Annotated in this window: 25 protein-coding genes; 6 read left to right on the top strand and 19 right to left on the bottom strand. The window is 72.2% G+C overall.

Translation table 11 applies throughout. The features are described 5' to 3' along the window. Positions 1–51: 51 nt before the first annotated feature. The gene (locus tag LBW97_RS01750; RefSeq protein WP_224497686.1) at positions 52–1284 is read right to left on the bottom strand and encodes an NAD(P)/FAD-dependent oxidoreductase; all 1233 of its coding nucleotides are present in this window, start codon (positions 1282–1284) and stop codon (positions 52–54) included. 109 nt (positions 1285–1393) lie between these two features. Here LBW97_RS01750 and LBW97_RS01745 point away from each other — a divergent pair, with 109 nt between their 5' ends. Then, complete coding sequence (locus LBW97_RS01745; RefSeq protein WP_224497685.1) at positions 1394–2974, top strand: serine/threonine-protein kinase; 1581 nt, start codon at positions 1394–1396, stop codon at positions 2972–2974. Positions 2975–2978: 4 nt separating this feature from the next. Here the strand turns inward: LBW97_RS01745 and LBW97_RS01740 are convergent, their stop codons facing one another. From LBW97_RS01740 to LBW97_RS01725, 4 genes are all read right to left on the bottom strand, one after another. Then, positions 2979–3884 (bottom strand): TIGR01777 family oxidoreductase, encoded by a 906-nt coding sequence (locus LBW97_RS01740; protein WP_224497684.1) that lies wholly within the window; start codon positions 3882–3884, stop codon positions 2979–2981. An 84-nt stretch (positions 3885–3968) separates the two neighbouring features. Further along, entirely contained in the window at positions 3969–5831 is a 1863-nt protein-coding gene (sucB, locus tag LBW97_RS01735) for a 2-oxoglutarate dehydrogenase, E2 component, dihydrolipoamide succinyltransferase (RefSeq protein WP_224497683.1), read from the bottom strand. Between the two features lie 44 nt (positions 5832–5875). After that, positions 5876–7255, bottom strand: a complete 1380-nt coding sequence (gene lpdA / locus LBW97_RS01730; RefSeq protein WP_224497682.1) for a dihydrolipoyl dehydrogenase — start codon at positions 7253–7255, stop codon at positions 5876–5878. Between the two features lie 186 nt (positions 7256–7441). Beyond that, complete coding sequence (locus LBW97_RS01725) at positions 7442–8953, bottom strand: leucyl aminopeptidase (RefSeq protein ID WP_224497681.1); 1512 nt, start codon at positions 8951–8953, stop codon at positions 7442–7444. A gap of 130 nt (positions 8954–9083) precedes the next feature. On the opposite strand from LBW97_RS01725, the gene gcvT reads away from it, so the two are divergent. Next, the gene (gcvT, locus tag LBW97_RS01720; protein ID WP_224497680.1) at positions 9084–10202 is read left to right on the top strand and encodes a glycine cleavage system aminomethyltransferase GcvT; all 1119 of its coding nucleotides are present in this window, start codon (positions 9084–9086) and stop codon (positions 10200–10202) included. 6 nt (positions 10203–10208) lie between these two features. Here the strand turns inward: gcvT and LBW97_RS01715 are convergent, their stop codons facing one another. From LBW97_RS01715 to LBW97_RS01700, 4 genes are read right to left on the bottom strand one after another with little or no spacing between them, the layout of a single operon-like run. Then, positions 10209–11342, bottom strand: coding sequence for a YihY/virulence factor BrkB family protein (locus LBW97_RS01715; protein WP_224497679.1), 1134 nt, complete (start codon positions 11340–11342; stop codon positions 10209–10211). Positions 11343–11346: 4 nt separating this feature from the next. Then, positions 11347–11619, bottom strand: a complete 273-nt coding sequence (locus LBW97_RS01710; RefSeq protein WP_224497678.1) for a DUF4235 domain-containing protein — start codon at positions 11617–11619, stop codon at positions 11347–11349. Then, the gene (locus LBW97_RS01705) at positions 11616–11912 is read right to left on the bottom strand and encodes a DUF3618 domain-containing protein (RefSeq protein ID WP_224497677.1); all 297 of its coding nucleotides are present in this window, start codon (positions 11910–11912) and stop codon (positions 11616–11618) included. Before LBW97_RS01705 ends, LBW97_RS01710 begins: the two co-directional genes overlap by 4 nt. Beyond that, entirely contained in the window at positions 11909–12355 is a 447-nt protein-coding gene (locus LBW97_RS01700) for a phage holin family protein (protein ID WP_224497676.1), read from the bottom strand. The genes LBW97_RS01705 and LBW97_RS01700 overlap by 4 nt, the downstream gene beginning before the upstream one ends. Positions 12356–12466: 111 nt before the next feature. Here LBW97_RS01700 and LBW97_RS01695 point away from each other — a divergent pair, with 111 nt between their 5' ends. Next, entirely contained in the window at positions 12467–12679 is a 213-nt protein-coding gene (locus LBW97_RS01695) for a hypothetical protein (protein ID WP_224497675.1), read from the top strand. A gap of 33 nt (positions 12680–12712) precedes the next feature. On the opposite strand, the gene LBW97_RS01690 is transcribed toward LBW97_RS01695, so the two are convergent. From LBW97_RS01690 to LBW97_RS01680, 3 genes are read right to left on the bottom strand one after another with little or no spacing between them, the layout of a single operon-like run. Then, entirely contained in the window at positions 12713–13699 is a 987-nt protein-coding gene (locus tag LBW97_RS01690; protein WP_224497674.1) for an aldo/keto reductase family protein, read from the bottom strand. Positions 13700–13710: 11 nt separating this feature from the next. Then, positions 13711–14556 carry an MBL fold metallo-hydrolase gene (locus tag LBW97_RS01685; protein ID WP_224497673.1) on the bottom strand — a complete coding sequence of 282 codons (846 nt, stop codon included), beginning with the start codon at positions 14554–14556 and terminating at the stop codon, positions 13711–13713. Between the two features lie 24 nt (positions 14557–14580). Continuing rightward, positions 14581–15198, bottom strand: a complete 618-nt coding sequence (locus LBW97_RS01680) for a DUF3043 domain-containing protein (protein WP_224497672.1) — start codon at positions 15196–15198, stop codon at positions 14581–14583. Between the two features lie 151 nt (positions 15199–15349). Here LBW97_RS01680 and LBW97_RS01675 point away from each other — a divergent pair, with 151 nt between their 5' ends. Beyond that, entirely contained in the window at positions 15350–15697 is a 348-nt protein-coding gene (locus tag LBW97_RS01675) for an iron-sulfur cluster assembly accessory protein (RefSeq protein WP_224497671.1), read from the top strand. A 155-nt stretch (positions 15698–15852) separates the two neighbouring features. On the opposite strand, the gene asnB is transcribed toward LBW97_RS01675, so the two are convergent. Genes asnB through LBW97_RS01660 form a run of 3 tightly spaced genes read right to left on the bottom strand, consistent with a single transcriptional unit; the run spans position 15853 to position 18530 of the window. Beyond that, positions 15853–17784 (bottom strand): asparagine synthase (glutamine-hydrolyzing), encoded by a 1932-nt coding sequence (gene asnB / locus LBW97_RS01670; RefSeq protein ID WP_224497670.1) that lies wholly within the window; start codon positions 17782–17784, stop codon positions 15853–15855. Positions 17785–17830: 46 nt separating this feature from the next. Then, complete coding sequence (locus LBW97_RS01665; protein WP_224497669.1) at positions 17831–18175, bottom strand: DUF3817 domain-containing protein; 345 nt, start codon at positions 18173–18175, stop codon at positions 17831–17833. Beyond that, on the bottom strand, positions 18165–18530 hold the full coding sequence (locus LBW97_RS01660) for a metalloprotease (protein ID WP_224497668.1): 366 nt from the start codon (positions 18528–18530) through the stop codon (positions 18165–18167). The genes LBW97_RS01665 and LBW97_RS01660 overlap by 11 nt, the downstream gene beginning before the upstream one ends. A gap of 338 nt (positions 18531–18868) precedes the next feature. Between LBW97_RS01660 and coxB the strand changes: the two genes are divergently transcribed. Together coxB and LBW97_RS01650 are read left to right on the top strand one after the other, a co-directional pair. Continuing rightward, positions 18869–19681: a cytochrome c oxidase subunit II gene (gene coxB, locus LBW97_RS01655; protein ID WP_224497667.1), complete on the top strand. Its 813-nt coding sequence runs from the start codon at positions 18869–18871 to the stop codon at positions 19679–19681. Positions 19682–19726: 45 nt separating this feature from the next. Next, positions 19727–20131, top strand: coding sequence for a cytochrome c oxidase subunit 4 (locus LBW97_RS01650; protein WP_224497666.1), 405 nt, complete (start codon positions 19727–19729; stop codon positions 20129–20131). Between the two features lie 777 nt (positions 20132–20908). Here the strand turns inward: LBW97_RS01650 and LBW97_RS01645 are convergent. The 4 genes from LBW97_RS01645 to LBW97_RS01630 are packed head-to-tail and all read right to left on the bottom strand — an operon-like array spanning position 20909 to position 25173. After that, the gene (locus LBW97_RS01645) at positions 20909–22591 is read right to left on the bottom strand and encodes a cytochrome bc complex cytochrome b subunit (protein ID WP_224497665.1); all 1683 of its coding nucleotides are present in this window, start codon (positions 22589–22591) and stop codon (positions 20909–20911) included. After that, a complete protein-coding gene (locus tag LBW97_RS01640; protein ID WP_224497664.1) occupies positions 22591–23703 on the bottom strand; it encodes a ubiquinol-cytochrome c reductase iron-sulfur subunit in 1113 nt (370 codons plus the stop codon). The genes LBW97_RS01645 and LBW97_RS01640 overlap by 1 nt, the downstream gene beginning before the upstream one ends. Next, complete coding sequence (locus LBW97_RS01635; protein ID WP_224497663.1) at positions 23700–24542, bottom strand: cytochrome c; 843 nt, start codon at positions 24540–24542, stop codon at positions 23700–23702. The genes LBW97_RS01640 and LBW97_RS01635 overlap by 4 nt, the downstream gene beginning before the upstream one ends. Positions 24543–24549: 7 nt before the next feature. Further along, positions 24550–25173 carry a heme-copper oxidase subunit III gene (locus LBW97_RS01630; RefSeq protein WP_224497662.1) on the bottom strand — a complete coding sequence of 208 codons (624 nt, stop codon included), beginning with the start codon at positions 25171–25173 and terminating at the stop codon, positions 24550–24552. Positions 25174–25186: the final 13 nt, after the last annotated feature.

Raw genomic sequence — 25186 nt, 5'->3', positions numbered from 1 at the left:
GAGCCCTAGTGCCGTTCGGCCGACCGCACCGTGACGCGGGCGACGTCGTCCTCAACCCGCCGGGCGGACGGCGGCGAGCACCGCCCGCGCCGCGCGGGCGCCGCTGGCCATCGCGCCCTGGATGGACGGGGTGTCCCGGTGGTCGCCGCAGACGTACAGCCCATCCCCGAGGTCGACCGGCCGGCGCAGCTGCAGCGGAGGGAGCGCGGCCGGCTGCGCCTCCGGCACGGCCACCGAGGTCAGGTGCTCGAGGTCGGAGGGCGAGACGCCGTGCGCCGCGGCGATCTCCGCGCGCACCTCGCCTTCCTGGGTCGGGACGAGGGTGGAGCTGGAGACGAGCGCCCTGCGGTCGGGGCTGTAGCGGGGCTGCGCGTCGGAGACGACCGCGGTGTTGACCAGTCGGCCGCCCGCCTGTCCGAGCACGATGAGCGGCACCGGCCACGGCGACTCGGGCAGCACGTGCAGGTGCGTGGTGACCTGGCGCGGTGCGGCGGCCTCGACGGCCGGCAGCAACCGGGCCGCGGCCGCCGGGTCGGTGGCGACGACGACCGCAGGCGCCGACCAGCTGCCGTCCTCCGTCGTCACGGAGCCGGGCGCCACCGAGCGGACCTCGGTGCGCAGGTGCACCCGGTCGGCGCCGACCCGCCGGGCCAGCTGCTCGCCGATGGCCCGCATGCCCGCCGCGGGCAGACCGGTCGAGCCCCGCACGAAGCTGCGCCACAGCAGGTCGACGTACCGGCTGGACGTCGTCAGCTCGTCCTCGAGCAGCACCCCGGCGAGGAAGGGCCGGAGGAAGCGGTCGATCGCCGCGTTCCCGATGCCCGCCTCGCGGAACGCCGCCTCGGCGGTCGTCTCCGGTGCCCGCAGCAAGCGGGGCACGGGGCCGTACCCGGCCCGCAGCGCGTAGGCCGCCAGCGCCACCTTCTGCCGGAGCGAGCCGAGGGGAGCCGCTGCGGTGCCGACCACGCCCGTGGGGCTGCGGCGCGGATCGACGACGCGGTGCGCCCGCCCGTCGACCCGGATGATCGCGCCCCGTTCGAAGAAGCCGAGCTCCAGTGCGGGCAGGTCGAGATCGGCGGCGCGGGGATAGCCGGTGTTGAACACCTGGAAGCCGCGGTCGACGACGAAACCGTCGAGATCCTCGCTCGTCACCCGGCCGCCGACGTGTCCGGCGGCCTCGAACACGTGCACGTCGAGACCGGCGTCGGTCAGCCTCGTCGCTGCGGAGAGCCCGGCGAGGCCGGCGCCGATCACGACGACGTCGGCGGGCTGCGGGTTCGGCACGGCCCGACCGTAGCGGCGTCCTCCGACAGTCCGCAGGGTCCGGTGCATGTCGCTGCTGCCTGTGGACAACCGGAGCGCGGACAGGCCGTTCCGTCCTACGGTGCCCCGCATGTCGCACGCCGCGCCCGTTCCGCCCGTGGTCCCCGGCTACTCCATGCAGGAGCTGCTCGGCAGGGGTGCCTCGGGTGAGGTGTGGCGCGCGGAGCCGCGAGGCGGTGGCGAAGACGTGGCGGTCAAGGTGCTCGTAGCCGGCGATCCGGAGCGGCAGGTGCGCGAGGCGGCGCTGCTCGGCGAGCTGGACCACCCGCACCTGGTGCGGCTGCGCGAGGTGGTGCACCAGCCGCGGCGCGGAGGCACGCCGCGGGTGGCCCTCGTTCTCGACCTGCTCGCCGGCGGCAGCCTCGCTGCGTTGCTGGCCCGCCGCGGCCGGCTCGCGCCGGGGGAGGTGGTCACCGCGATGGCGCCGGTGGCCGCAGCGCTGGCGCATGCCCACGACCGCGGCATCGTCCACGGTGACCTCGCGCCAGGGAACATCCTCTTCACGGCCGAGGGTCGGCCCGTGCTCACCGATCTCGGCGTGGCCCGCGTGCTGGGTGAGACGGCCGCCGCGGAGGTCACGCCGGCCTACGTCGATCCGGTCGTCGCCCGCGGTGGCGTCCCGGGCCCGGCCTCGGACGTGTTCGGGGTGGCGGCGGCGGCGTTCCACGCCCTCACCGGGATCTCGCCGTGGAACGCGTTCACCCCGGAGGACACCCTGGAGGTCGCGGGTGCCGGATTCCTCCCCGACCTCGCGGAGCTGGCCCCGGAGGCGCCCGCGGCGCTGGTCACCCTGATCCGGCGGGGGCTGTCGGCCGATCCGCACGCCCGGGGTACGGCGGCGGAGTTCGCCCTGGATCTCCGGCACGCCTGCCGGGCCGAGCCGGTGGCGCTGGGCAGCGCGTCGGCGGTCGCTCCGCCCGGGCGACCCGACAGCCGGACGGCGCTGACCCACGTCGTGCCCGGCCGCCGGCCGCGCCCGACGCCTGCGGTCGTGCAGCCGGTCGGCCGATCGCGGCGGAGGGTTCCGACCGCCGTCCTGCGGGGCGGGCTGGTCGCGGCGGTGGCCCTGGTCGCCCTGGCCCTCGCGGCGTGGGCCGGCACGCGGTGGGGGAACGGCGACGCGCCGGCCTCGAAAGGCCCCGCCGAGGCGGCCGCGACGGCGGAGGCTCCGCCGTCGCCTCCCTCCGCGGACCCGCAGAGCCCGGCCTCCGTGCAGTCCCAGGGCGACGGGCTTCCCGAGTCGGCGACCCCGTCCACGCCGGAAGAGTGGCGGGCCGTGGTCGCCGAGCTCTACCAGCGGCGGGCGGAGGCGTTCGGCGCTGCCGGTCCCGCACGGCTGCAGGACGTCTACACCCCGGAGAGCGTGCTTCTGGCCGCCGACCAGGAGCACGCGGCCGCACTGGCCGCCGCCGGCGAGATGCTCAGCGGCTTCGCGCCGGCCGTGCGGGAGGTCAGCGTGGTGGCCACCTCCGGCGAGAGGGCGGAGCTGCTGCTCACCGACCGCTGGCTGGACTACCTGGTCGTCCCGGCAGAGTCGCCGGAGGGCCCGGTGCTGCGGACGCTTCCCGGCCGCCCGGACGCGCAGGTCCAGGTCGTGCTGCTGCACACCGCCGAGGGCTGGCGCATCGACACCGCCGTGCGGGTGGGCTGAACCGTCAGGCGCGGGCGACCGCCGCGCGCAGGGCGGCGTCGACGTCGGTGTGCGTGAAGCGGAAGCCGGCCTCGGTGAGCACGGCGGGGACGGCGCGCTGACCGGCGAGGACGCCGACCCGGGCGAACTCGCCGAGCACCACCCACAGCGCGGGCGGTGGGACGACGAGCACCGCCGGCCGGTGCAGCACCCGGCCCAGCGCGGCGGTGAACTCGGCGTTGGTCACCGGGGTGGGCCCGGAGAGGTTGACCGGACCCTCGACCGAGCTGGTCAGCAGGAAGCGGATCGCGTCGATCTCGTCGCGCAGGCTGATCCAGGGCACGTACTGCTTCCCGGACCCCAGCCGCCCGCCGAGGCCGGCCCGGAAGATCGGCAGGAGGCGGCCCAGCAGCCCGCCCGGGCCGAGGACCAGACCGGTGCGCAGCCGGACCACGCGGACGCCGGCCTGCGCGGCGGGCTCGGTGGCGCCCTCCCACTCCTCGCAGACCCGGGCGAGGAAGTCATCGCCTGCCGGAGCCGTCTCGTCGACGACCCGGTCACCCGTGTCGCCGTACCAGCCCACGCCCGAGGCGTTCACCAACACCCGCGGCCGGCCGGGGTCCGCGGCGGCCGCGTCGGCGAGCGCCTGGCTGATCGTCGCCGTCGTCTCCACGCGGCTGGAGAGCACGGCCTGCTTGTGCTTCTCGCTCCAGCGGCGGTCACCGACGCCGACACCGCCGAGGTTGACGACCGCGTCGACGTCGCTCAGCAGCGTGGAGTCGATCCGCCGGTGCTGCGGATCCCACCGGTGCTCCTCGGCGGTCCGCGGGGTCCGGCGGACCAGCTGGAGGATCTCGTGACCGTCCTCCCGCAGGGCCGGCAGCAGCGCGCTGCCCAGGAAACCGGACGCACCGGACACGGCGACCTTCATGCGGCACTCCCGGAGGGGTCGGGAACAGAGGGGCGAAACGGGCTCGGGGCCCCGGTGGTCACCGGGGCCCCGAGCGGGCGTGCATCAGGCGAGGCCGAGCTCGCCCTCGAACTGGCCGGCTTCCAGCCGCTCCTTCACCGTGGTGAGGAAGCGGGCGGCGTCGGCGCCGTCGACGATCCGGTGGTCGTAGGTGAGGGCCAGGTAGACCATCGACCGGATGGCGATGACCTCGCCGAGGTCGGCGTCCTGCACCACGACCGGGCGCTTCACCACCGAACCGACGCCGAGGATGGCGACCTGCGGCTGGTTGATGATCGGGGTGTCGAAGAGCGCGCCCCGGCTGCCGGTGTTGGTCAGCGTGAAGGTGCCGCCACCGAGCTCGTCCGGGGTGATCTTGTTCGTGCGGGTGCGCTCGGCCAGGTCGGAGATCTTGCGGGCGATCCCGCCGAGGCTGAGGTCACCGGCGTCGTGGATGACCGGCACGAGCAGGCCGCGCTCGGTGTCCACCGCGATCCCGAGGTTCTCGGTGTCGTGGTAGGTGACGGTGCCGGCCTCCTGGTCGATGGAGGAGTTCACCGACGGGTGCGCCTTGAGCGCCTCGATGGAGGCCTTGGCGAAGAACGGCAGGAAGGAGAGCTTGACGCCCTCGCGGGACTCGAAGTCCCCCTTCGCCTTGGCCCGCAGGCGGGCGATCTTGGTGACGTCGGCCTCGACCACCGTGGTCAGCTGCGCGCTGACCTGGAGCGACTCGACCATGCGGCGGGCGATGACGGCGCGGAGACGCGACAGCTTCTCCGTGCGGCCGCGCACCGAGGTGTCGGGCGTGGCCGCCGGGGAGGGCGTGCGCGCACCGGAAGCCGGCGCGGACGAGGCGGCGGGCGCGGACGCGGCCGGAGCCGAGGCCTTCTCCGCCGCGGCGAGCACGTCCTGCTTGCGGATGCGACCGCCGACGCCGGTACCCGAGACGCTGGCGAGGTCGACACCGTGGTCCGCCGCCAGGCGACGCACCAGCGGGGTCACGTACTGACTCCCACCGTCACCCGACGGTGCGGGGGACGAGGCGGCCGGGGCCTGCGGAGCGACCTGCGGGGCCGGCTCCGAGGTGGGGGAGGACGACGGCTGGGCGCCGCTGGCGCCGTAGTCGCCACCGGGCTGCTCGGTCGCCGCGGCGGCGGGCTTGGCCTCGGGAGCGGCCTGCGGCTCCGGCTGCGCCTCCTGCTTCGGGGCCTCCTGCTTCGGGGCCTCCTGCTCGGGGGCCTCCTGCTGCGGAGCGGGAGCCGAGCCACCACCGGCGGCGCCGGTGCCGATGACGGCCAGCTGCGCGCCGACGTCGACGGTCTCGTCCTCGTTGACCGTGATCTCCAGCAGGGTGCCGCTGACCGGCGCCGGGATCTCGGTGTCGACCTTGTCGGTGGAGACCTCGAGCAGCGGCTCGTCGGCGGTGATCTCGTCACCCACGGCCTTCAGCCAGCGGGTGACGGTGCCCTCGGTGACGCTCTCGCCCAGCGCGGGCATCGTGACCGGGGTGCCCTCACCGCCGCCGCCGGAGCCGCCGCCGTCGTTCTGCGCGGGAGCCGGCTCGGGCTCGGCCGCGGGCTCCTCCTCCTGCGGGGCGGGGGAGGCGTCCTCGACCTGCTGGGCCGGGGTCTCGGGCATGGTCTCGTCGTCGGCGGAGGCCGCGTCGTCGCCGCCCCCGCTTCCGCCGTCGCCCTCGCCACCGATGACGGCGAGCTCTGCGCCGACCTCGACGGTCTCGTCCTCGGCGACCAGGATCTTGGTCAGGACGCCGGCGGCCGGGGACGGGATCTCGGTGTCGACCTTGTCGGTCGAGACCTCGAGGAGGGGCTCGTCGACTGCGACCTGCTCACCCTCCTGCTTGAGCCATCGAGTGACCGTGCCCTCGGTGACGCTCTCGCCCAGGGCGGGCATGGTGACGGACGTCGGCATCGGGGCAGTGCTCCTTCTGGCGCGGGATGGGGGGAGTAGGTCGTTCAGCCGTGCACGTGCAGGGGCTTGCCGGCGAGAGCCAGGTGCGCCTCGCCGAGGGCCTCGCTCTGCGTCGGGTGCGGGTGGATGAGGCTGGCGACGTCGTCGGCCTCGGCCTCCCAGTTGTAGATCAGCTGCGCCTCGGCGATGAGCTCGCCCACGCGGCTGCCCACCATGTGGATGCCCACGACCGGCCCCTCGGGGGACTGGATGAGCTTCACCGCGCCGGTGGTCTTGAGGATCTGGCTGCGGCCGTTGCCGGCGAGGTCGTAGGTGAGGGTCTTCACCTCGCCGAAGCGCTCCTTCGCCTGCTCCTCGGTGAGCCCCACGGAGGCGACCTCGGGGTCGGAGTAGGTGATCCGGGGGACGCCCGCGTAGTCGATGGGGGCCGGGTCGAGGCCGGCGATGCGCTCGGCGACGAGGATGCCCTCGCCGAAGCCGACGTGCGCCAGCTGCAGGGTCGGGACCAGGTCGCCGACGGCGGAGATCGTGGGGATGTTGGTCTGCATGTACTGGTCGACGAGGACGTAGCCGCGCTCCATGGCCACCCCCACCTCCTCGTAGCCGATGCCCGAGCTGACCGGGCCGCGGCCGACAGCGACGAGGACCAGCTCGGCCTCGAGCTCCTTGCCGTTCTCCAGCGTCACCTTCACGCCGTCGCCGGTCGTCTGCACGCCGGACACGCGGCTGCCGAGCTCGAAGCCGATCTTGCGACGGCGGAACGCGCGCTCCAAGAGCTTGGAGGAGCTCTCGTCCTCGAGCGGGACGAGGTGGGGGAGGCCCTCGACGATCGTCACGTCGACGCCGAAGGACTTCCAGGCGCTGGCGAACTCGCAGCCGATGACTCCGCCGCCGAGGATGATCGCCGAGCTCGGCACGCGGTCCAGGTTCAGCGCGTGGTCGCTGGTGATGACCTTCGTGCCGTCGAGCTCGATGCCGGGCAGGCTCCGGGGGTAGGAGCCGGTCGCCAGCAGGACGTGCTTGCCCTCGTAGCTCGTGCCGTCGACCTCGACCGTGGTCGGCGAGGTGAGTCGGCCCTCGCCCTCGACGTAGGTGATCTTGCGGGCCTTCACCAGGCCCTGCAGGCCCTTGTAGAGCTTGGAGATGACGCCGTTCTTGTAGTTGTTGACGCCGTCCATGTCGATGCCGGCCAGCGTCGTCTTCACGCCGAACTGCTCGCCGTCGCGGGCGAGGTCGGCGACCTCGCCGGCGTGCAGGAGCGCCTTGGTGGGGATGCAGCCGCGGTGCAGGCAGGTGCCGCCGACCTTGTCCTTCTCGATGAGGACGACGTTCAGACCGAGCTCAGATGCGCGGAACGCCGCGGCGTAGCCACCGGATCCACCCCCGAGGATGACCAGATCAGCGGGGGAGGCGGGTGCGCTCACGGGTGCTCCTCGGGTGCGTCGGGCGGCGTCCCCGCTCGAGCGGGCGGGGGCTGCCGTCCATCCTGCCACCCCGGTAACGAGCCGGCCGGGACCACCGCTGCGGTCGCGAGCGTCGAAGCGATCACGACCCCGCCGGGGAGGGGCGACGTGCGCGGGGCCGTCCGTCCGACGGCCCCGCGCACTGCCTCAGTCCGCGATGAGCGCTTCGATGGTGGCCAGCAGGGTGCGCACCGGGACGCCGGTGCCGCCCTTGGGCGTGTAGCCCCACGGGCCGGCGGTGTTGTAGCTCGGCCCGGCGATGTCGATGTGTGCCCACGGGAGCCCGGCCGGCACGAACTCGGCCAGGAAGTGGCCGCCCACGAGCATGCCGCCCAGGCGGTCGGTGTTGGCGTTCACGAAGTCCGCCACCGTGGAGTCCAGGCCGCGACGCAGCTCCGGCGGCAGCGGCATCGGCCACATGCTCTCGCCGCTGCGCTTCGCGGCGGCGATCACGGCGTCGCGCAGGTCGTCGGAGCCCATGACCCCGGAGGTCCGCGCGCCCAGGGCCACCATCTGGGCGCCGGTGAGGGTCGAGGTCTCCAGCAGGACGTCGGGGCGGTCCTCCGCGGCGCGGGCGATCGCGTCGGCGAGGACCACGCGGCCCTCGGCGTCGGTGTTGGTGATCTCGGCCTTCTTGCCGTTGCGGAAGGTGACCACGTCGGCCGGACGGTAGGAGGTGCCGCTGGGCAGGTTCTCGGCGATCGGGACGGTCGCGGTCACCTCGACCGGGAGCCCGAGCTGGGCGACGAGGCACACGGTGGCGATCACGGCGGCAGCGCCGGCCATGTCGCTCTTCATGTCCTCCATCTTCGCGGCGGGCTTGATCGAGATGCCGCCGCTGTCGAAGGTGATCCCCTTGCCGACCAGGGCGACCTTCTTGCGCGCCCCGGCGCCCGAGTAGGTCAGGCGCAGCAGCCGCGGCTTGCGGGCCGAGCCGCTGCCGACGGCGAGGATGCCGCCGTAGCCGCCGGCCGCCAGCGCGTCCTCGTCGAGGATCTCCGCGGCCAGGCCGAGCTTCTCGCCGGCAGCCGCGCCGCGGGCGGCGAGCTCGGCGGGGAAGAGGTCGTTGGGCGGGGTGTTCACCAGGTCGCGCACGAGCGCGATGGCCTCGGCGACGGCGCGCACCCGGCGCAGCGCGGTCTCCGCGGCGGCCGCCCCCGGGACGACGACGGTGAACTCCTGCGGCGGGGTCGGGCGGCTGGCCGGCAGGTCGGACTTGTAGGCGGTGAACTCGTAGGCGCCGAGCAGGGCGCCCTCGCCGACGGCGTGCAGCCGGTCGGCGTCCGGTGTGCCGCCCACGGCGGCGAGCAGCGTGACCACCGAGCGCCGGCCGCGCAGGGCCCGGCTGGCGGCGCCGGAGGCGCGGCGCACGGCCTCGGGCGTGTAGGCGCCGGCGGCGTCGGGGGCGCCCAGGCCCGCCACGGCGACGACGGGGAACGGGCCCTGCCCGAAGGAGGGGAGCCGGGTGATCTCGTCCTCGCCGCCCTTGGCGCCGAGGTCGGCCAGCGCGGCGAACAGCCGGCCACCGAGCAGGCGGTCGACGGCTTCGGCACCGGGGGTCGGGAGGAGGCCCTCCGGCCCCTTGCCGACGGCGACGACGACGGCGTCGGCGGTCAGCTTCTCGAGCGGTTGGTCGGTCGCGGAGATCGTCGGAGGCACTGGCCGATCGTACAAAGGACCCCGCTGCCCCCCACGCCTCGCACGCTCGGCGCGGGTCCCTGCAGCGGGGCCGGTTCCATCCGGTCACCAGGGCCGTTGGAGGACGTCGCCAGCGGCTAGCGTGCGAGGGGTGACCCCGCGGACCTCGCCCCTGCACGACCGGCACGTCGCGGCCGGCGCCAAGCTCGCCGACTTCAGCGGCTGGTCGATGCCGATCGAGTACGCCGGTGGCGGGGTCCTCGCCGAGCACGCCGCCGTCCGGGACGGCGTGGGTCTCTTCGACGTCTCCCACCTCGGGACCGGGACCGTGCGCGGGCCGGGCGCGGCGGCCTTCGTCGACGCCTGTCTCACCAACGACCTGTCGCGGATCCGGCCCGGTCAGGCGCAGTACACCCTGTGCTGCGTGCCCGACGGCGAGCCGCAGGCCGGCGGCGTGATCGACGACCTGATCGTCTACCTGCACGGGCCCGACGAGGTACTGCTGGTGCCCAACGCGGCCAACGCCGCCGAGGTCCTGGGCAGGCTGGCCGACGCCGCGCCGCCGGGGATCACCGTCGAGGACCGGCATGCCGAGGTCGCCGTCCTCGCCGTGCAGGGACCGCGCTCGCTGCAGGTGCTGGAGCTGCTCGGCGTGCCCGGCGAGATCGACTACATGTCCTTCGTGACCGGCACCGGGGGAGGGGCGGCGGAGGTGACCGTCTGCCGGACCGGCTACACCGGCGAGCACGGCTACGAACTGCTCGTCGGCGCCGACAAGGCCGGGGAGATGTGGGACGCCCTCCTCGACGCCGGTGTCGATCTCGGCATCCGGCCGTGCGGCCTGGGCGCCCGCGACACCCTGCGCACCGAGATGGGCTACCCGCTGCACGGTCACGAGCTGTCCCGGGCGATCTCCCCGGTGCAGGCCCGCACCGGCTGGGCGGTCGGCTGGCAGAAGCCCGCCTTCTGGGGACGCGAGGCGCTGCTGGCCGAGAAGGCGACCGGACCCGGCCGCACCCTGTGGGGCCTCCGGGCGACCGGCCGCGGCATCCCACGGCCGGGGATGACCGTGCTGGACGCAGCGGGGAGCCCGGTGGGGGAGACCACCAGCGGCACGTTCTCGCCGACGCTGAAGACCGGTATCGCGCTGGCCCTGCTGGACTCCGCCGCCGCCGTCGAGGCGGGCGCGGAGCTCGCCGTCGACGTCCGCGGCCGGCCGCAGGCCGTCGAGGTGGTCAGGCCGCCGTTCGTGCCCTCGCACGTGCGCTGACGGGGGCTACTTCTTCGTCGGGTCGCTCGCGCCCTTCTCCGGCTCGGGCGACCCGGGCAGCGTGTCGGCGACGACGGCGCCGCGGTCGCCCATCGGCTCGGGGTCGCCGTCGGTGGTGTCCCGCGCCGTCTGGTGCTCGGCCTCGGCGTTGATCTCCGCCCCGAGCAGCACGAGGTAGCAGGTGAGATACAGCCACAGCATCAGCACGATGACGCCGGCGATGGCCCCGTAGGTCTTGTCGTAGGACCCGAAGTTGTCCACGTAGATCGCGAACCCGACGCTGACCAGCGCCCAGATGACGGTGACGACGACGGCGCCCAGGCTCACCCAGCTGAACCGGGGCGAATCCCGGTCGGGCGCGACCCGGTAGAGCACGGACAGCCCGCCGGCGAACACCGCCAGCAGCAGGACCCAGCGGGCGACCTGGGCGAGGATCGTGCCGACGATGCCCAGCGGCAGTGCCTCGAGCACCGCCGGGACGACCGCCACGAGCGTGAACGTGATGAGCACGAAGACGATCGCGCCGAGGGTCAGCGCCAGCGAGAGCAGCTTGAGCTTCACGAAGCCCCGCGCCTCGACCTCGTCGTAGGCGATGTTGATCGCGGTGACCACGTTGCCCACGCCGCCCGACGCACTCCACAGCGCGGCGAGGATCGAGACGACGAGGCTGATGCTCAGCGCGCTGCCGCTGTTGGCGACGATCGCGGTGAGCTGGTCCTCGATGAGCCCGGCCGCGTCCTGGGGGAGCTGAGCGGAGAGGTCCTCGACCTGCCGCGCGACGGTCTCCGGCGAGGCGACGAGGCCGTAGACGGAGATCAGCGCGATCAGCGCGGGGAAGATCGACAGGAAGCCGAAGAACGCGACGCCGCCGGCGATGATCGGCATGTTGTCGGCGCTGTTCTCCGCCCACGCCCGCTTGACGATCTGCTTCCAGCCGCTCCACGGGATCTGGGTCGGCTTGTCGGCGTGGATCCCGGGAAGCTCCCGGGGTCCCGGGGATCCGGGTGGAAGCTTCTCGGGATCGGGCCGCGCGCCGCTCTGCCGGGCCGCCTCGGCGGCCGCCGCGCGCCGGGCGGCCTTCTCCTCGACGCGCTGGCGGATCCGCTCGACCGCGCTCTCGTGCTGCTTCGTGCCCGACATCGTCCTAGTCGCCGGGCCAGGCGCCGGTGAGCTTGGTGAAGCCGCGGGCGCCCGCGCGGTCGATGGCCGCCTTGGTCGCCGCGAAGATGGCGCCCTGGATGGCGGCGGCCAGCACGACCTCGCGCATCGGGTACTCGCTCTGCAGCGCCGAGGGCGCGTCGTCCTCGTTCGAGACCGCCTTCCAGATCTGCTTGAAGACGATCCCGCTCAGGGACCCGGCCAGGATGCCGCCGATCAGGCCGATGGGCCGGTAGACGAACTTGGCTCCCTTGCTCAACGCTTCCTCCTCTTCGTGGCGCGCCCGGCGCGCCTCTTCCGCAGCACGACGATCCCGGCCACCAACCCGGCGACGGCCAGCAGGCCGGCGATGGTCAGCGGCGGGCTCTCGCGGTAGGTCTCCACCGCCGTGTCCTTGGCCCGGAGCGCACTCTCCTTGGTCCGGGCAGGCACGTCCAGCCGGTGGCTGAGCTCGTCGACGGTGCGCCCGAGCTGCTCGCGCGTGGCGTCGATGTCGGCCTTGATCGCCTCGACGTCGGCGGGGCCGTCGGCGGTGGGCTCGGTCGTGCTCATCGGCCGACCCCCCGCTTCACGGCGGCGATGTCCTCCTGGACGCTGGCGAGCGTCTCGGTCGGCAGCGGCGGGGCCGCCTGCTGCACGTCCTTCTTGCCGATGAGCGCGAGCACGCCCGCGATCAGGAACAGCACCAGGGCGACGACGACGGCGGCGAGCCAGCCCGGCATCACGTTCGCCAGCCCGAGGATCGCCGCGGTCACCAGGGCACCCAGGCCGAGGACGGCGAGGAGCCCGGCGCCACCGAACAGGCCGGCCCCGAGGCCTAGCCGCTTGGCCTTCCGGGTCACCTCCGCCTGGGCCAGCCGGACCTCGTCGCGCACGAGCCGGGTGACGAGGTCGGGCAGGGCGCCGATCAGCTCACCGGTCGAGGCGGTGGCCGGATCGGGCGGAGGCGCCTGCGCGCGGGTGGCGCCCGCAGCGGGCTGGGGGGTGGCGGTCATCGGTCCTCCGGTAGGCGGGTCGATGGACTTCCATGCCCCACCCGACGGGTAGGAAACCGGCGGGATGATCACATCGGCGCAGCGGCCGCCGCGCCCCACTAGCCTGCCCTCATGATGACCTGGCACTGGCGCTTGGAGGACTCGTCCGGCTCGCCCCTGGACCCCGCCGCTGTCGGCGTGGAGGTGCCGAAGTCGGAGAACCAGGGCGACGCGGAGTCCTGGCTCGGTGAGAACTGGCGCGACCTGCTCGACCGCGGCGTCGCCACCGTGACCCTCTTCGAGGAGGACCGGAAGGTCTACGGCATGGGCCTGGCCGCGGAGTGACCCTCAGGTAGAACCTGAGGGTCACTCCCGGGCTCAGAACCCCCGAGCGGTCTTGCTCGGGTCGCGCTCGACCGTGTCCCCCAGGACCTCGTCGATCCGGGCCAGGACGTCGTCGCCGAGCGAAACCCCGGCGGCCTTGACGTTGTCGTGCACCTGCTCCGGCCGGGTGGCGCCGATGATCGCCGCGGCGACGTTCTTGTTCTGCAGCACCCACGCGAGCGCGAGCTGCGCCATGGACAGGCCCAGGTCCCCGGCGATCGGGCGCAGGTCCTGCACGCGCGCCAGCAGGTCGTCGCGCATGAACCGCTGCATCGACTGGCCGGCCTCGGCGTGGCCGGCGCGGCTGTCGGCCGGCGGCTGCTCGCCCGGCCGGTACTTGCCGGTGAGGATGCCCTGGGCCAGCGGCGACCAGACGATCTGCGAGACGCCCTCCTGCTCCGACGTCGGCACCACCTCCGCCTCGATCACGCGCCACAGCATCGAGTACTGCGGCTGGTTGCTGATCAGCTGGATGCCCAGGTCCCGGGCGAGCGCGGCGCCGGCGGCGATCTGCTCGGCGTTCCACTCCGAGACGCCGATGTAGAGCGCCTTGCCCTGCCGCACCAGGTCGGCGAAGGCGGTCATCGTCTCCTCGAGCGGCACCGTGGTGTCGTAGCGGTGGGCCTGGTAGAGGTCGACGTAGTCGGTCTTCAGGCGGCGCAGCGAGGCGTGCGCGCTCTCGATGATGTGCTTGCGCCCGAGGCCGCGGTCGTTCTGGCCCGGGCCGGTCGGCCAGTAGACCTTGGTGAACAGCTCGATCGACTCGCGGCGGATGCCTGTGAGGGCCTCGCCGAGGACCGTCTCGGCGCGGGTGCCCGCGTAGACGTCGGCCGTGTCGAAGGTGGTGATGCCGGCATCGAGGGCGGCCCGGACGCAGGCGTTGGCCGCGTCCTCCTCCACCTGTCCGCCGTGGGTGAGCCAGTTGCCGTACGCGATCTCGGAGATGGTCAGGCCGGAGCGGCCGAGGCGTCTGAATTCCACGACCGGCGACGTTAGTCGACGGACCCCTCGCCCCCCACCGCTCGCAGGCTCGCGGCGGGCCCCTGCGAGGGGCCGAGGACCCCGGCGGTCACCGTCGTCCCGTCGTCGACGGCCCGGGCGCCGTGCGCGGCCAGCCGGGGAGCGAGCAGCGGCGACGGCGGGTTGTGGTGGCTGAGGTGCACGGCGACCACGTCGGTCGTTGCGGTGACTGCACCGACCGCGCGCAGCCGCTCCAGCTGCTCAGGGAAGGTGGCCAGGTCCAGGTGCCCGGTGCCGTGGGTGAGGTGGTCCCCGAAGGTCTGCTCGAGCAGGACGACGTCGTAGCCGGCGCCGTCGGTCGCCTCGACGGTCTCCGGCGGCAGTGGCCCGGTGTCGGTCGCGTAGAGCAGCCGGCCGCCGTCGGGGCCGGTGACGTCGAAGAGCACCGTCGGCACCTCGTGCGCGGCCGCGAGAGCACGCACGGAGTACCCGTGCCGCTCTAGCCGGTCGCCGGGGCCCAGAGCCACGAGGTCGACCGGGTCGTCGGGCGCCAGCCACGGCCGGACGGCGTCCAGCACCGGCGACGGCCCGGCGACGGTGAGCGGCTCGTCGCGCCGCACCCACTGCCGGGCGAGCAGGACCAGCGGGGCGCAGTGGTCGGGGTGGTCGTGGGTGACCAGCACCGTGCGGACGCCGGTGAGCGAGACCTCGACCGGTGGTGGCGCGGGGGAGAGGTCGAGCAGCAGGACGCCGTCGACCAGCGCCGACGTGGGACGGCGCAGCTGCCCGCGCCGGCGGGCGTCACTGCACGAGTGGCAGTCGCACCAGGGGTTGGGCCAGCCGTCGGCGGACCCGGTGCCCAGCAGCGTGACGCGCATCAGCGGGCCCGGCCGGGTCCGCTGTCAGACCTCGGCGTTCAGCGCGACCTCGGGCTTGGGGAAGCGCCACTTGCGGATCATGGTCGAGCGGCTGATGCCGTACCAGACCAGGCCCTTCATCTTGTGGTCCTGGTCCGGGAAGCGGGCGGTGACAGTCCGCTTGATCTTCCGGCCCAGCACCACCGAGTCGATGATCAGCAGGATGAAGAAGCCGAAGAGCACGAAGCTGGAGTAGCCCTTCACCGTCAGGCTCGGCACGAACGTGCCCACCAGGGCGACGGCCGCGACGGCCAGGAAGAGGCTGCCGATGTTGCGGCGGCTGTCGACGACGTCGCGGACGAGCTTGCGCACCGGGCCGCGGTCGCGCGCCGGCAGGTAGGACTCGTCACCGCGGGCCGCGCCCTGGCGCCCCTCGGCGCGACGTGCCGCGATCTGCTCGCGCTGGCGCTTGTAGGCCTCCTTGCGCGTGGTCGGCGGCGGCGGGGGCGGGCCCTGCCGCCGGCCCTGCGCCTCGCTGCGCTTGGGCGTCGGGCGCCCCTTGCTGCCGGCCCGGACCAGCTGCTCGGTCAGCTCGCCCGCGTCGCCAGGGGTGGCGTCGGGCTTCGTGGCGGGGTCGCGGCGGCCGGGCAGGCGGAGCTTCACGGCACGGAAGTCTACGTGTGTGAGCAACGAGGCCTCGGATGTCGCGGCCGGAGCCGTACAGTGGTGCGCACGGGAAGAGGAGTCGTCCGGGCGGTGTTCGTCCGGGATGACACGCGCATGCGCGTACACCTCGGAGGGAGAGGACAGGAATATGACGGTGCAGGACACTGCGGCCACCGGCGTCGTGCTGAGCGACCCCGCGGCCTCCAAGGTCAAGGCTCTGCTGGATCAGGAGGGTCGCGACGACCTGCGTCTGCGCATCGCCGTCCAGCCCGGCGGTTGCTCCGGTCTGCGGTACCAGCTCTTCTTCGACGAGCGGTTCCTCGACGGCGACCAGACCTACGACTTCGGTGGCGTCGAGGTGATCGTCGACCGGATGAGCGGCCCGTACCTGGGTGGCGCCACGATCGACTTCGTCGACAGCATCGAGAAGCAGGGCTTCACGATCGACAACCCCAACGCGGGCAGCTCCTGTGCCTGCGGGGACAGCTTCAGCTAGAACATCGCGATCCTCCGGATCGCACCGCGGCCAATTGCCGTCCCCGGACGCGTTGAGCCACGTCTTCGTCCTCTCGCAGGAGACCCTCCGGGCCTCCACTCGGGACGACAGTGCAGAGCCCGGCTCCTCTTCGGAGGGGCCGGGCTCTGTCGCGTCTACAACCGAACGGGGTAGACCGTCGCCGGGATCTCCGGGCGGATGCGCCCCTCGACGAAGATGCCGTGCCAGATCATGAAGACCAGCAGCGTCCAGAGCTTGCGCGAGTAGTCGACCGGCGAGCCCGAGCGCTGGTTCGCCCGGTGCGCGGCCAGCATCGCCAGGACCTGAGAAGAGTCCAGCCACTCGTCGGTGCCGCTGTCCTCGATCACCTGCCGCGCCCAGTCGTGCAGGTCCTCGGCCAGCCAGTGGCGGGTGGGCACCGGGAAGCCGAGCTTGCGGCGGTTCAGCACGTGCGCGGGCACGATCTGCTCCAGCGCGCGGCGCAGGGCGTACTTCGTCGTCTCCTTGGTGACGCGCTGGTCCACCGGGATGGTCGACGCCACCCGGAATACCTCGGGGTCGAGGAACGGCACCCGCAGCTCCAGCGAGTTGGCCATGGTCATCTTGTCGGCCTTGACCAGGATGTCGCCGCGCAGCCAGGTGAAGAGATCCACGTACTGCATGGCGGTGACGTCGTCGTAGCCGGCGGCGCGGGTCCGCTCGTAGAGCTCCCGGGTGACGGTGACGTGGGAGAGATCGGGGTCACGGGTGCGCAGGAAGCCGAGCTCGTCGTCGCGGAACAGCCGGGCGTTGCCGTAGTACCGCTGCTCCAGCGGGATCGAGCCCCGGCGCAGCAGGTCCTTGCCGCGCATCCCGTCGGGGAGCCTCGTCGACAGTGAGCCCAGCGCCCGGCGGATGCCCTTGGGCAGCCTCTCGAAGGCGGCCAGGGACAGCGGCTCCCGGTAGATGTTGTAGCCGCCGAACAGCTCGTCGGCGCCCTCGCCGGAGAGCACCACCTTCACGTGCTTCCGGGCTTCGCGGGCGATGAAGTACAGCGGCACGAGCGCCGGGTCGGCGACCGGGTCGTCGAGGTACCAGACCACCAGCGGGATCGACTCGGCGAACTCCTCCGGCGTCACCACCTTGGTGATGTGCTCGACGCCGATCGCCTCGGCGGACTCTGCGGCGACGTCGATCTCGGAGAAGCCGTGGCGCTCGAAGCCCGTGGTGAAGGTCAGCAGCTTCGGGTTGTACCGCTTCGCCAGCGCCGCGATGGCGGTCGAGTCGATGCCACCGGAGAGGAAGGACCCGACGGTGACGTCGGCGCGCATGTGCATGCGGACCGAGTCGTCGAGCACGTCGGCGATGCGGTCGTAGAGCGCCTGCTGCTCGTCCTTCGCGACCGGGCGGATCGGGAAGGTCGGGTGGAAGTAGCGCTTCGTCGTCAGCTCGCCGTCGACGACGGTGAAGCTCGTGCCGCTCTCGATCCGGCGGATGCCGCGGTGCAGCGTCGCGGGCTCCGGGACGTACTGCAGCGTCAGGTAGTGCTGCAGCGACGCGGCGTCCACCCCGCCGGCAGCCTCGCTGCCGCCGAGCAGTTCGAGGACGGCCTTCTTCTCGGAGCTGAAGACGAGCCCGCCGTCGGCCAGCCGGGCGGTGAACAGCGGCTTGATGCCGAACGGGTCGCGGGCGCCGAAGACCGTCCTCTCCTGGGTGTCCCAGATGAGGAAGGCGAACATCCCGCGCAGCTTCGGGACGACGTCCTCGCCCCAGAGGTGGTAGCCCGCGACGATCGCCTCGGTGTCACCTTCGGTGGCGAACGTCGCGCCCGCGGCCTTCAGCTCCTCGCGGAGCTCCAGGTAGTTGTAGATCTCACCGTTGAAGACGATCCGGTATCGCCCGTCCAGGTACGGCATCGGCTGGTGGCTGTGCTCGATGTCGATGAAGGACAGCCGGTTGAACCCGAAGACCGCGCGGTTGTCCCACCAGGCCTCGTTCTCGTCCGGGCCGCGGTGGCGGACGCAGTTCTGCGCCGCTCGCACCGCCTCGACCGTGCCGTCGTCGACGCGGTCGGCGTCGGTGGAGAAGTAGGCGATCAGGCCACACATGAGGCGCGGGACTCCGGGATCTCGAGGGGGTGGCGGACCGTGAGGGTCAGACGCGCTCGCCGGCGCGCATCGTGGCGGTGGCGCGTCGCTCGGCGAAGAAGGACAGCACCGGCACCGTGCCGGCGATCACGGTGATGGCGAAGCCCTTGAGGCTCCACTTGGCGCGCAGGGCGAGGTCCACCGTGGCGAGGAAGAAGAGGCCGTAGAGCCAGCCGTGCGCCGTGCCCAGGACGGCGACCGGCCCCGGGACGTCGGCGAAGTGCTTGAGCGGCACCGCCACGAAGATCAGGGCGATCAGGAGCACGCCGACGACGTTGGCCATGACCCGGTAGCGGGTGAGGGCCGTCGGCACGTCGCGGCCGGCGGCGCGGGTGGGCTGCTCACCGGCCATTGCTGCTCCTCTGTCCCAGCGCCCGCTCGTTGAGCTCGGCGAGGTAGGCGTTGTAGGCGGCGAGCTCGGGGTCGCCGGTCGTGTCGATCCGGGGGCGCTGGTAGAGCACGACGGCGTTGCCCGGGTCGTCGGCGTCCGGATCGCGGCTCAGCTCGTCGCGCACCATCCGCACGTAGAACCACAGGCCCATGAATCCGTAGAGCGGCCACTGCAACGCGTAGCTCCAGTTCACCGCGCCACCGCCGGCCTCGGCCTTGCTGAGCTGCCAGTAACCGAGGAAGAACGTGGCGACGAACAGAGCGGTCACGAGCAGGTGCAGGAACACCCACTTCGGGGTCAGGAGCCGGGTGTACACGCACCCGACTCTAACCGCCGCGCCCGGGCCGGCCGCCGGGCTCGCGCGGGGGGAGCGGGGTTGCCCACGGGATCCCGGGCCGTCGGAGGTCCGGACGTGGTCGCGACCCGCCGCAAACGGTCTCCGGTGGTCGGCCCCGGAGGCGGGTCGGCTAGTCTCGGCCCACACTGTGATCGGCGTGGATGCACTCCGCCGAACACCGGTGGAGGACCCGCTGGAACGACCGCCCGGGACCCGGGCGGAGGACGAGGAGGCAGCGAGCAGTGGCTCGAGGCAGCAGGCTCGCGCGGCTGGCCGCGCTCGGTCTCCTGGGGGTTCTGACCCTCACCGGATGCGAGATGCCGAACAACGAATTCTGGCGCTTCGGTTGGCCCGAGGGGATCACCGAAGAGGCCACCGCGATGCGTGAGCTGTGGACCGGGTCGGTGATCGCCGCCCTGATCGTCGGCTTCATCGTCTGGGGTCTGATCGGCTACTCGATCATCCGGCACCGCAAGCGGGGCGACGAGCTCCCGCGGCAGACGGCGTACAACCTCCCGCTGGAGATCGTGCTCACGGTCATCCCGTTCATCATCATCGCCGGCCTGTTCTTCTTCACCGTGGTGACGCAGAACAAGGTGATGGAGCGCAGCGCGGACCCGGACGAGACGATCCAGGTCAACGCGTTCAAGTGGAACTGGGAGTTCGTCTACCCCGAGACCGAGGGCGAGGACGGCGAGCCGGTCAGCACCGTCGGCACCACCAACCAGATCCCGATCCTGGTGGTGCCCACCGAGCGCTCGATCCGGTTCCAGGTGGCGTCCGCCGACGTCATCCACTCGTTCTGGGTTCCCGAGTTCCTCTTCAAGCTCGATGTGATCCCCGGCAACGAGAACGGCCGCGACAACGTCTTCGAGGTCACCGTCCAGGAGGAGGGTGCCTACGTCGGCCGGTGCGCCGAGCTGTGCGGCACCTACCACGCGTACATGAACTTCGAGGTGCGCGCCGTCTCCGGCGAGGAGTACGACGCATACCTGGACGCTCGCGAGTCGGGCCTCGGCACGTACGAGGCCCTCGAGTCGATCGGCCAGCCCGGTGACGCCGGCACGACGACGCCGCTGGACCTGGCGCAGAACAAGAACGTCGACCAGCAGCAGTCCGCTGGTGACTGACGCTCCCGCTCCCCGCACGGGGAACACGCACGAGGAGGCACGGCCGTGAAGGTCGAGGCGCTGATCTTCAACTTGATCACGGTGTTCTGCATCGTGGCAGCGATCGTCTACGGACTGTGGTCCCGGGAGCCCATCGGCACCACGGCGCTCGCCCTGTCCGGTGGCCTGACCGGGCTCATCGGTGGCTTCTTCTGGTTCGTGTCGCGCCGCATCGACGCGCGACCCGAGGACCGCAAGGACGCAGAGATCGCCGAGGGCGCGGGGGAGCTGGGCTTCTTCCCGCCGGCCAGCTACTGGCCGTTCACCCTGGCGCTGTCCGCGGCGCTCATGGGTCTGGCGCTGGCGTTCTTCTACGCCTGGCTGATCCTGATCGCCACCGCCGCACTGCTGATCACCGTCGGCGGACTGCTCTTCGAGTTCCATGTTGGGCAGAACGCACGGCAGAGCTGATCGCTCGCACGCTCCTCGAGGGCCCCTACCGCCACCCGGCGGTAGGGGCCCTCGACGTTTCTCCCACCTGAGGTGCTTCGCGGGGATGCCGTGCACCTCGTGATGCCGCTCCTGGGCAACGTGGCAGGGCCGTGCAGCGGGGGAGCGGTCACGAGCGACGACAGAGGTCCTCGGCCGGGGCGGAAGGAGAACCTGGTTGCCCGAGTCCGCACACTGGCGCGGTGGAGGAAGAGGGCGCCGAGGAGCAGCGGCCAGGGCTCACGCTGTTCCCCGAGCACGGCGCGGACATGCCGGTCTGGCATGGCCCCGACAACGAGGACGTCGGCAACCTCGGCGCCGAGCACCTGATGGCTCTCGGCGTGTCGCGCCCGCCCATCGAGCGCCTCCGAGCCTGGACAGAAGCCTGGGACCACGATCCCGTGACGAGCTCGCGGGCGACGGAGTTCCGGGCAGGCAGTCCGCTGACGGTGCGGCTGGCCCGGGACCTCCAGTCGCAGCTGCCGCGTACCGCATCGTCCTGGACGCCCGCGACGGGCCTCGCCCCGTGCAGAGGAGTGGGCCGACTGACCTGCCGAGCCGGACAGTGGCCGACCGCGCTGATCGCCGACCGGTGTGCCCCAGGGGCCGGCCCCCGGCGTCGGGGGTGGGCCGAGCGCAGCTGGCCGCGCGGGGGAGGGGGCCGCAGTCATCCGGCCCGCCGGACGTCGAGGTGAGGTCGTCCGGACATGCAGAAGGGCCCCGGTGGAATCCACCGGGGCCCTTCTGTTCAGCGGTCGATCAGTCGCGTGCGTCCTGCGGGCGACCACCGTCGGAGGGGCGGCCACCGTCGGAGGGGCGACCGGAGCCGGTGAGCTCCCGCGTCGTCTCGCCGGCGGCGAGCTCCCGACCGTCGCGCTGCTGCTCGAGCTCCACTGCGGCAGGCGACTCGATCGGTGTGAAGAACCCGCGGATGGCACGCCGGGCGCCGCCCACGTGGTTCATCCGCTTCGGCACCGGAGCACCGCCGTAGGCGAGCTGGCCGTGGCCGTGCTCGTCAACCGGCCCGAGGGGCTGGTGGACCTCGATGAACTCACCGTGCGGCAGGCGACGGATGACGCCCGTTTCGATGCCGTGCTCCAGCACCTCGCGGTCGTGCTGCTGCAGACCGAGGCAGATGCGGTAGGTGAGCGTGTAGGCGATCGGCGGCAGGACGATGACGCCGATACGTCCGATCCAGGTCATCGCGTTCAGGCTGATGTCGAACTTGTCGGCGATGACGTCGTTCCCACCGGCGAGCATGAGCCAGAAGTAGAACGTCAGGGCCATGACGCCGAGCGACGTGCGGACGGGGACGTCACGCGGACGCTGCAGCAGGTGGTGCGACGCGGTGTCGCCGGTGACCTTGCGCTCGATCATCGGGTAGAGCGCGAGGACCGTGAACATCGCTCCGGCCACGACGACGGTCGGCCAGAAGAGCGCCGGGATCGTGTAGTCGCCGGGGAGGTTGATGTCCCAGGCCGGGAAGATGCGGGTCGAGCCGTCGAGGAAGCCGATGTACCAGTCCGGCTGCGACGCCGCGGACACCTGCGCCGGGTTGTACGGGCCCCAGAGCCAGATCGGGTTGATCTGCACCAGGCCGGCGAGTGCGGAGACGACGCCGAAGCAGACCAGCAGCAGGCCGGTGGCCTTGCCCGCGAAGGTTGGGAAGAGCCGGTTGCCGACCACGTTGTGCTCGGTGCGGCCGGGGCCGGGGAACTGGGTGTGCTTCTGCTTGACCAGGATCAGCAGGTGTACCGCGATCAGCCCGAGCAGGATCGCCGGGAAGATCAGCACGTGGGCGATGTAGAAGCGCCCGATGATCTCGGTGCCCACGAAGTCGCCGTTGAAGATCGCGAAGTGCGCCCAGGTGCCGATCACGGGGATGGACAGCAGGATCGCGCTGATGATCCGGAGGCCGGTGCCGGAGAGCAGGTCGTCGGGGAGGGTGTAGCCGGTGACGCCCATCAGCAGCGACAGCACCAGCATCACGACACCGATGAGCCAGTTGCTCTCACGCGGCCGGCGGAACGCGCCGGTGAAGAAGATGCGCAGCAGGTGCACCACGATCGCGGCGACGAACAGCAGCGCCGCCCAGTGGTGCATCTGGCGCATGAAGAGGCCACCGCGTACGTCGAACGACAGGTCCAGCGCGGAGGCGTAGGCCGCCGACATCTCGGTGCCGCGGAGCGGGTCGTACTCGCCTTCGTACGGGACCTCGGTCATCGAGGCGTCGAAGAAGAAGGTCAGGTACGTGCCGGAGAGCAGCGCGATGATGAAGGCGTAGAGCGCGATCTCGCCCAGCAGGAACGACCAGTGGTCGGGGAAGACCTTGTTGAGCGTGCGGCGCACGGGCCCCGCGACGATCAGCCGGTCGTCGAACTCGGTCGCGGCCTTGCCCAGCCGGGAGGTCGGCGCGCCCGGCGCCGTGGCGGTAGCAGCCATCAGATGCGCTCCCGGTTCCAGTAGGTGGGTCCTACGGCTTCAATGTAGTCGCTGCGGGCGACGAAGTAGCCCTCGTCGTCGACAGTGATGGGCAGCTGCGGCAGCGAGCGCGTGGCCGGGCCGAAGACCGGCTTGGCGCCCTGCGTGACGTCGAACTGCGACTGGTGGCACGGGCAGAGGATCCGGCTGGTCTCCTGCTCGTACAGCGACACCGGGCAGCCGGCGTGCGTGCAGATCTTGGAGTAGGCGACGTAGTCCCCGTAGCCGAACTCCTCCTGCCCCTCCTTGGGGCGGTCGGCGGCCAGCTGCTCCGGGCGCAGGCGGATCAGCATGGTCGCCGCGTCGGACTGGAGGTTCCCGCCGGGGACGGCCGGGAAGACCGTCTCCAGGGAGCCGGGCTGCTGGTCACCGGGACGGATCGGGGTCCCGTTGTCGCGGAGGAGCCGCACACCCTCGGCCCAGTTGGTGCGGCCCAGCGGGTTGCCCTTGTTCGGGTTCTTGATCATGCCGCCGAGCGGGGCGATGAGCATGAGGCCGAAGGCGGCCCCCATGAAGCCGAGCGAACGGGTGAGCAGCTTGCGCCGCTGCAGGCCGCTGTTGTGCAGGCCACCGACCAGGGTGGCGCCGGTGGTGACGCGGTCGAAGTGCGAGCCGTCGTGCTTGTCCTGCACCGCGGTCTCGTGGGGGAGGAGCTTCTTGGTGTAGAGCACCAGGCCCACGCCCGCGAGGGTGAACGCGAGCCCCATGAACAGACCCAGGAGCGGGTTGAACATCGCGCTCCAGGTCGTGCCCTCGGTGGCCCAGTTCCACTCCGGCAGGAACCAGCCCGAGCCGGCGTAGACGACCAGGAACAGGAGCGCGGCGATGCCGGCGCCGGCGAAGGTCCAGCCGACCTGGCGGACGGCGCGCTTCTCCATGCGGGACCCGGGCTCGGGGCCCGGGTCGACGTGCAGGATCTCGACGCCGTCGTAGCGGGCGCCCAGCATGTCCAGGTCCTCGCGGCTCATGGCCGCGAGTTGCTCCGGGGTGTAGTCCTCGTCCGGGCCGCCGTGCAACGGTCCCGGGGTGTCCGCGCCGCCGGCCGAACCGGGGCGGGTGTCGTGCGTGCTCACGCCTTGCTCCCCATCCAGAAGATTCCGAACATCAGCGCGCCGATGCCCACGACCCAGATGACCAGGCCCTCGGCGACCGGCCCGATGCGGCCGATGCCGGCACCGCCCGGGTCCGCCTGGAACTTGACGGTCTGGATGTAGTTGATGACCGACCGCTTCTCCTCCGGCGTGAGCTGGTTGTCACCGAAGACCGGCATGTTCTCCGGGCCGGTCAGCATCGCCGTGTAGAGCTCGAGGTCGGTCGTGTCCTTCAGGCTGGGCGCGAGCTTGCCGGAGGAGAGCGCGCCGCCCTCGCCGACGAAGTTGTGGCAGGAGGCGCAGTTGAGCCGGAACAGCTCGCCGCCCTCGGCCAGGTCGCCGTCGCGGAGGTTGCCCGAGGGCAGGGTCGGGCCGCCGCCGTTGGCCTGCACGTAGGCCATCAGCTGGTCGATCTCCTCGTCCGAGAAGATCGTCGGCTTGTCGGGGGCCTGCGCCTCCTGGCGCACGAGCGGCATGCGCCCGGTGTGCACCTGGAAGTAGACGGATGCCTCGCCGACACCGATGAGCGACGGGCCGCGGTTGACCTCGCCCTCGAGGTTCTCGCCGTGGCAGGTGATGCAGCTGCGCTCGTACAGCTCACGGCCGGCGGCCTCGGCCGCGGACTCGGAGGTGGTGTCGTCGGCGGCCTGGGCCGGCGCGAGCACCGAGTAGAGCGAGCCGGTCAGCACCAACGAGGCCATGAGGCCCGCGACGTTGGCGATGCGGCGACGCTGCTTGGACCGGCGGCGGACGCGGGCCCGGTCGACCGGGCGGCCCGTGGCGTCGGTCGGGGCGTCGGACTGCGGGTTCGTGGTGGACACCGGTTCCCTAGCGGATCAGGTAGATCGTGGCGAAGAGCCCGACCCACACGACGTCGACGAAGTGCCAGTAGTAGGAGACCACGATCGCCGAGGTCGCCTGTGCCGGCGTGAAACGGCCCATCGTCGATCTGATGAGCACGTAGATGAAGGCGATGAGCCCCCCGATGACGTGCAGGGCGTGGAAGCCCGTCGTCAGGTAGAAGACCGAGCCGTAGGTGGACGACGAGATCGTCGTCCCGTGGTCCACCACCAGGACGCGGTACTCGTTCATCTGCGCGAGGACGAAGACCAGGCCCATCGCGAAGGTGATGGTGAACCAGCGCCGGAGGCCGTAGACGTTGCCCTGTTCGGCGGCGAAGACGCCGAACTGGCAGGTGAACGACGACGCCACGAGGATCACGGTGAAGACCGTGGCGTACGGCAGGTTCAGCTCGGTGGGCTCCGGTGGCCACCCATCGGTGGCCCGGGCTCGCGCAGTGAAGTACATGGCGAACAGGCCGGCGAAGAACATCAGCTCACTGGCGAGCCAGATGATCGTGCCGACGCTGACCATGTTCGGTCGGGTCAGGGAGTGCACCCGCGAGGTGTCGAAGGTGCTGCTCGCCACGGGGGCCGTTGTCACGAGGCTCATCATGGCATCGGCA

The organism is Blastococcus sp. LR1, assembly GCF_020166105.1.
Taxonomy (GTDB): Bacteria; Actinomycetota; Actinomycetes; order Mycobacteriales; family Geodermatophilaceae; genus Blastococcus.
The sequence above is the reverse complement of the archived record's forward strand: the minus strand, read 5'-3'. Positions and strand labels throughout refer to the sequence as shown.

What these genes read in the sequence shown, in the direction of transcription:
- LBW97_RS01745 (WP_224497685.1), top strand. Translation starts at nt 1,394, where the DNA reads ATGTCGCACGCCGCGCCCGTTCCGCCCGTGGTCCCCGGCTACTCCATG.
- LBW97_RS01740 (WP_224497684.1), bottom strand. Translation starts at nt 3,884, where the DNA reads ATGAAGGTCGCCGTGTCCGGTGCGTCCGGTTTCCTGGGCAGCGCGCTG.
- sucB (WP_224497683.1), bottom strand. Translation starts at nt 5,831, where the DNA reads ATGCCGACGTCCGTCACCATGCCCGCCCTGGGCGAGAGCGTCACCGAG.
- LBW97_RS01715 (WP_224497679.1), bottom strand. Translation starts at nt 11,342, where the DNA reads ATGTCGGGCACGAAGCAGCACGAGAGCGCGGTCGAGCGGATCCGCCAG.
- LBW97_RS01705 (WP_224497677.1), bottom strand. Translation starts at nt 11,912, where the DNA reads ATGAGCACGACCGAGCCCACCGCCGACGGCCCCGCCGACGTCGAGGCG.
- LBW97_RS01700 (WP_224497676.1), bottom strand. Translation starts at nt 12,355, where the DNA reads ATGACCGCCACCCCCCAGCCCGCTGCGGGCGCCACCCGCGCGCAGGCG.
- LBW97_RS01695 (WP_224497675.1), top strand. Translation starts at nt 12,467, where the DNA reads ATGATGACCTGGCACTGGCGCTTGGAGGACTCGTCCGGCTCGCCCCTG.
- LBW97_RS01685 (WP_224497673.1), bottom strand. Translation starts at nt 14,556, where the DNA reads ATGCGCGTCACGCTGCTGGGCACCGGGTCCGCCGACGGCTGGCCCAAC.
- LBW97_RS01675 (WP_224497671.1), top strand. Translation starts at nt 15,350, where the DNA reads ATGACGGTGCAGGACACTGCGGCCACCGGCGTCGTGCTGAGCGACCCC.
- asnB (WP_224497670.1), bottom strand. Translation starts at nt 17,784, where the DNA reads ATGTGTGGCCTGATCGCCTACTTCTCCACCGACGCCGACCGCGTCGAC.
- LBW97_RS01665 (WP_224497669.1), bottom strand. Translation starts at nt 18,175, where the DNA reads ATGGCCGGTGAGCAGCCCACCCGCGCCGCCGGCCGCGACGTGCCGACG.
- coxB (WP_224497667.1), top strand. Translation starts at nt 18,869, where the DNA reads ATGCCGAACAACGAATTCTGGCGCTTCGGTTGGCCCGAGGGGATCACC.
- LBW97_RS01645 (WP_224497665.1), bottom strand. Translation starts at nt 22,591, where the DNA reads ATGGCTGCTACCGCCACGGCGCCGGGCGCGCCGACCTCCCGGCTGGGC.
- LBW97_RS01630 (WP_224497662.1), bottom strand. Translation starts at nt 25,173, where the DNA reads ATGAGCCTCGTGACAACGGCCCCCGTGGCGAGCAGCACCTTCGACACC.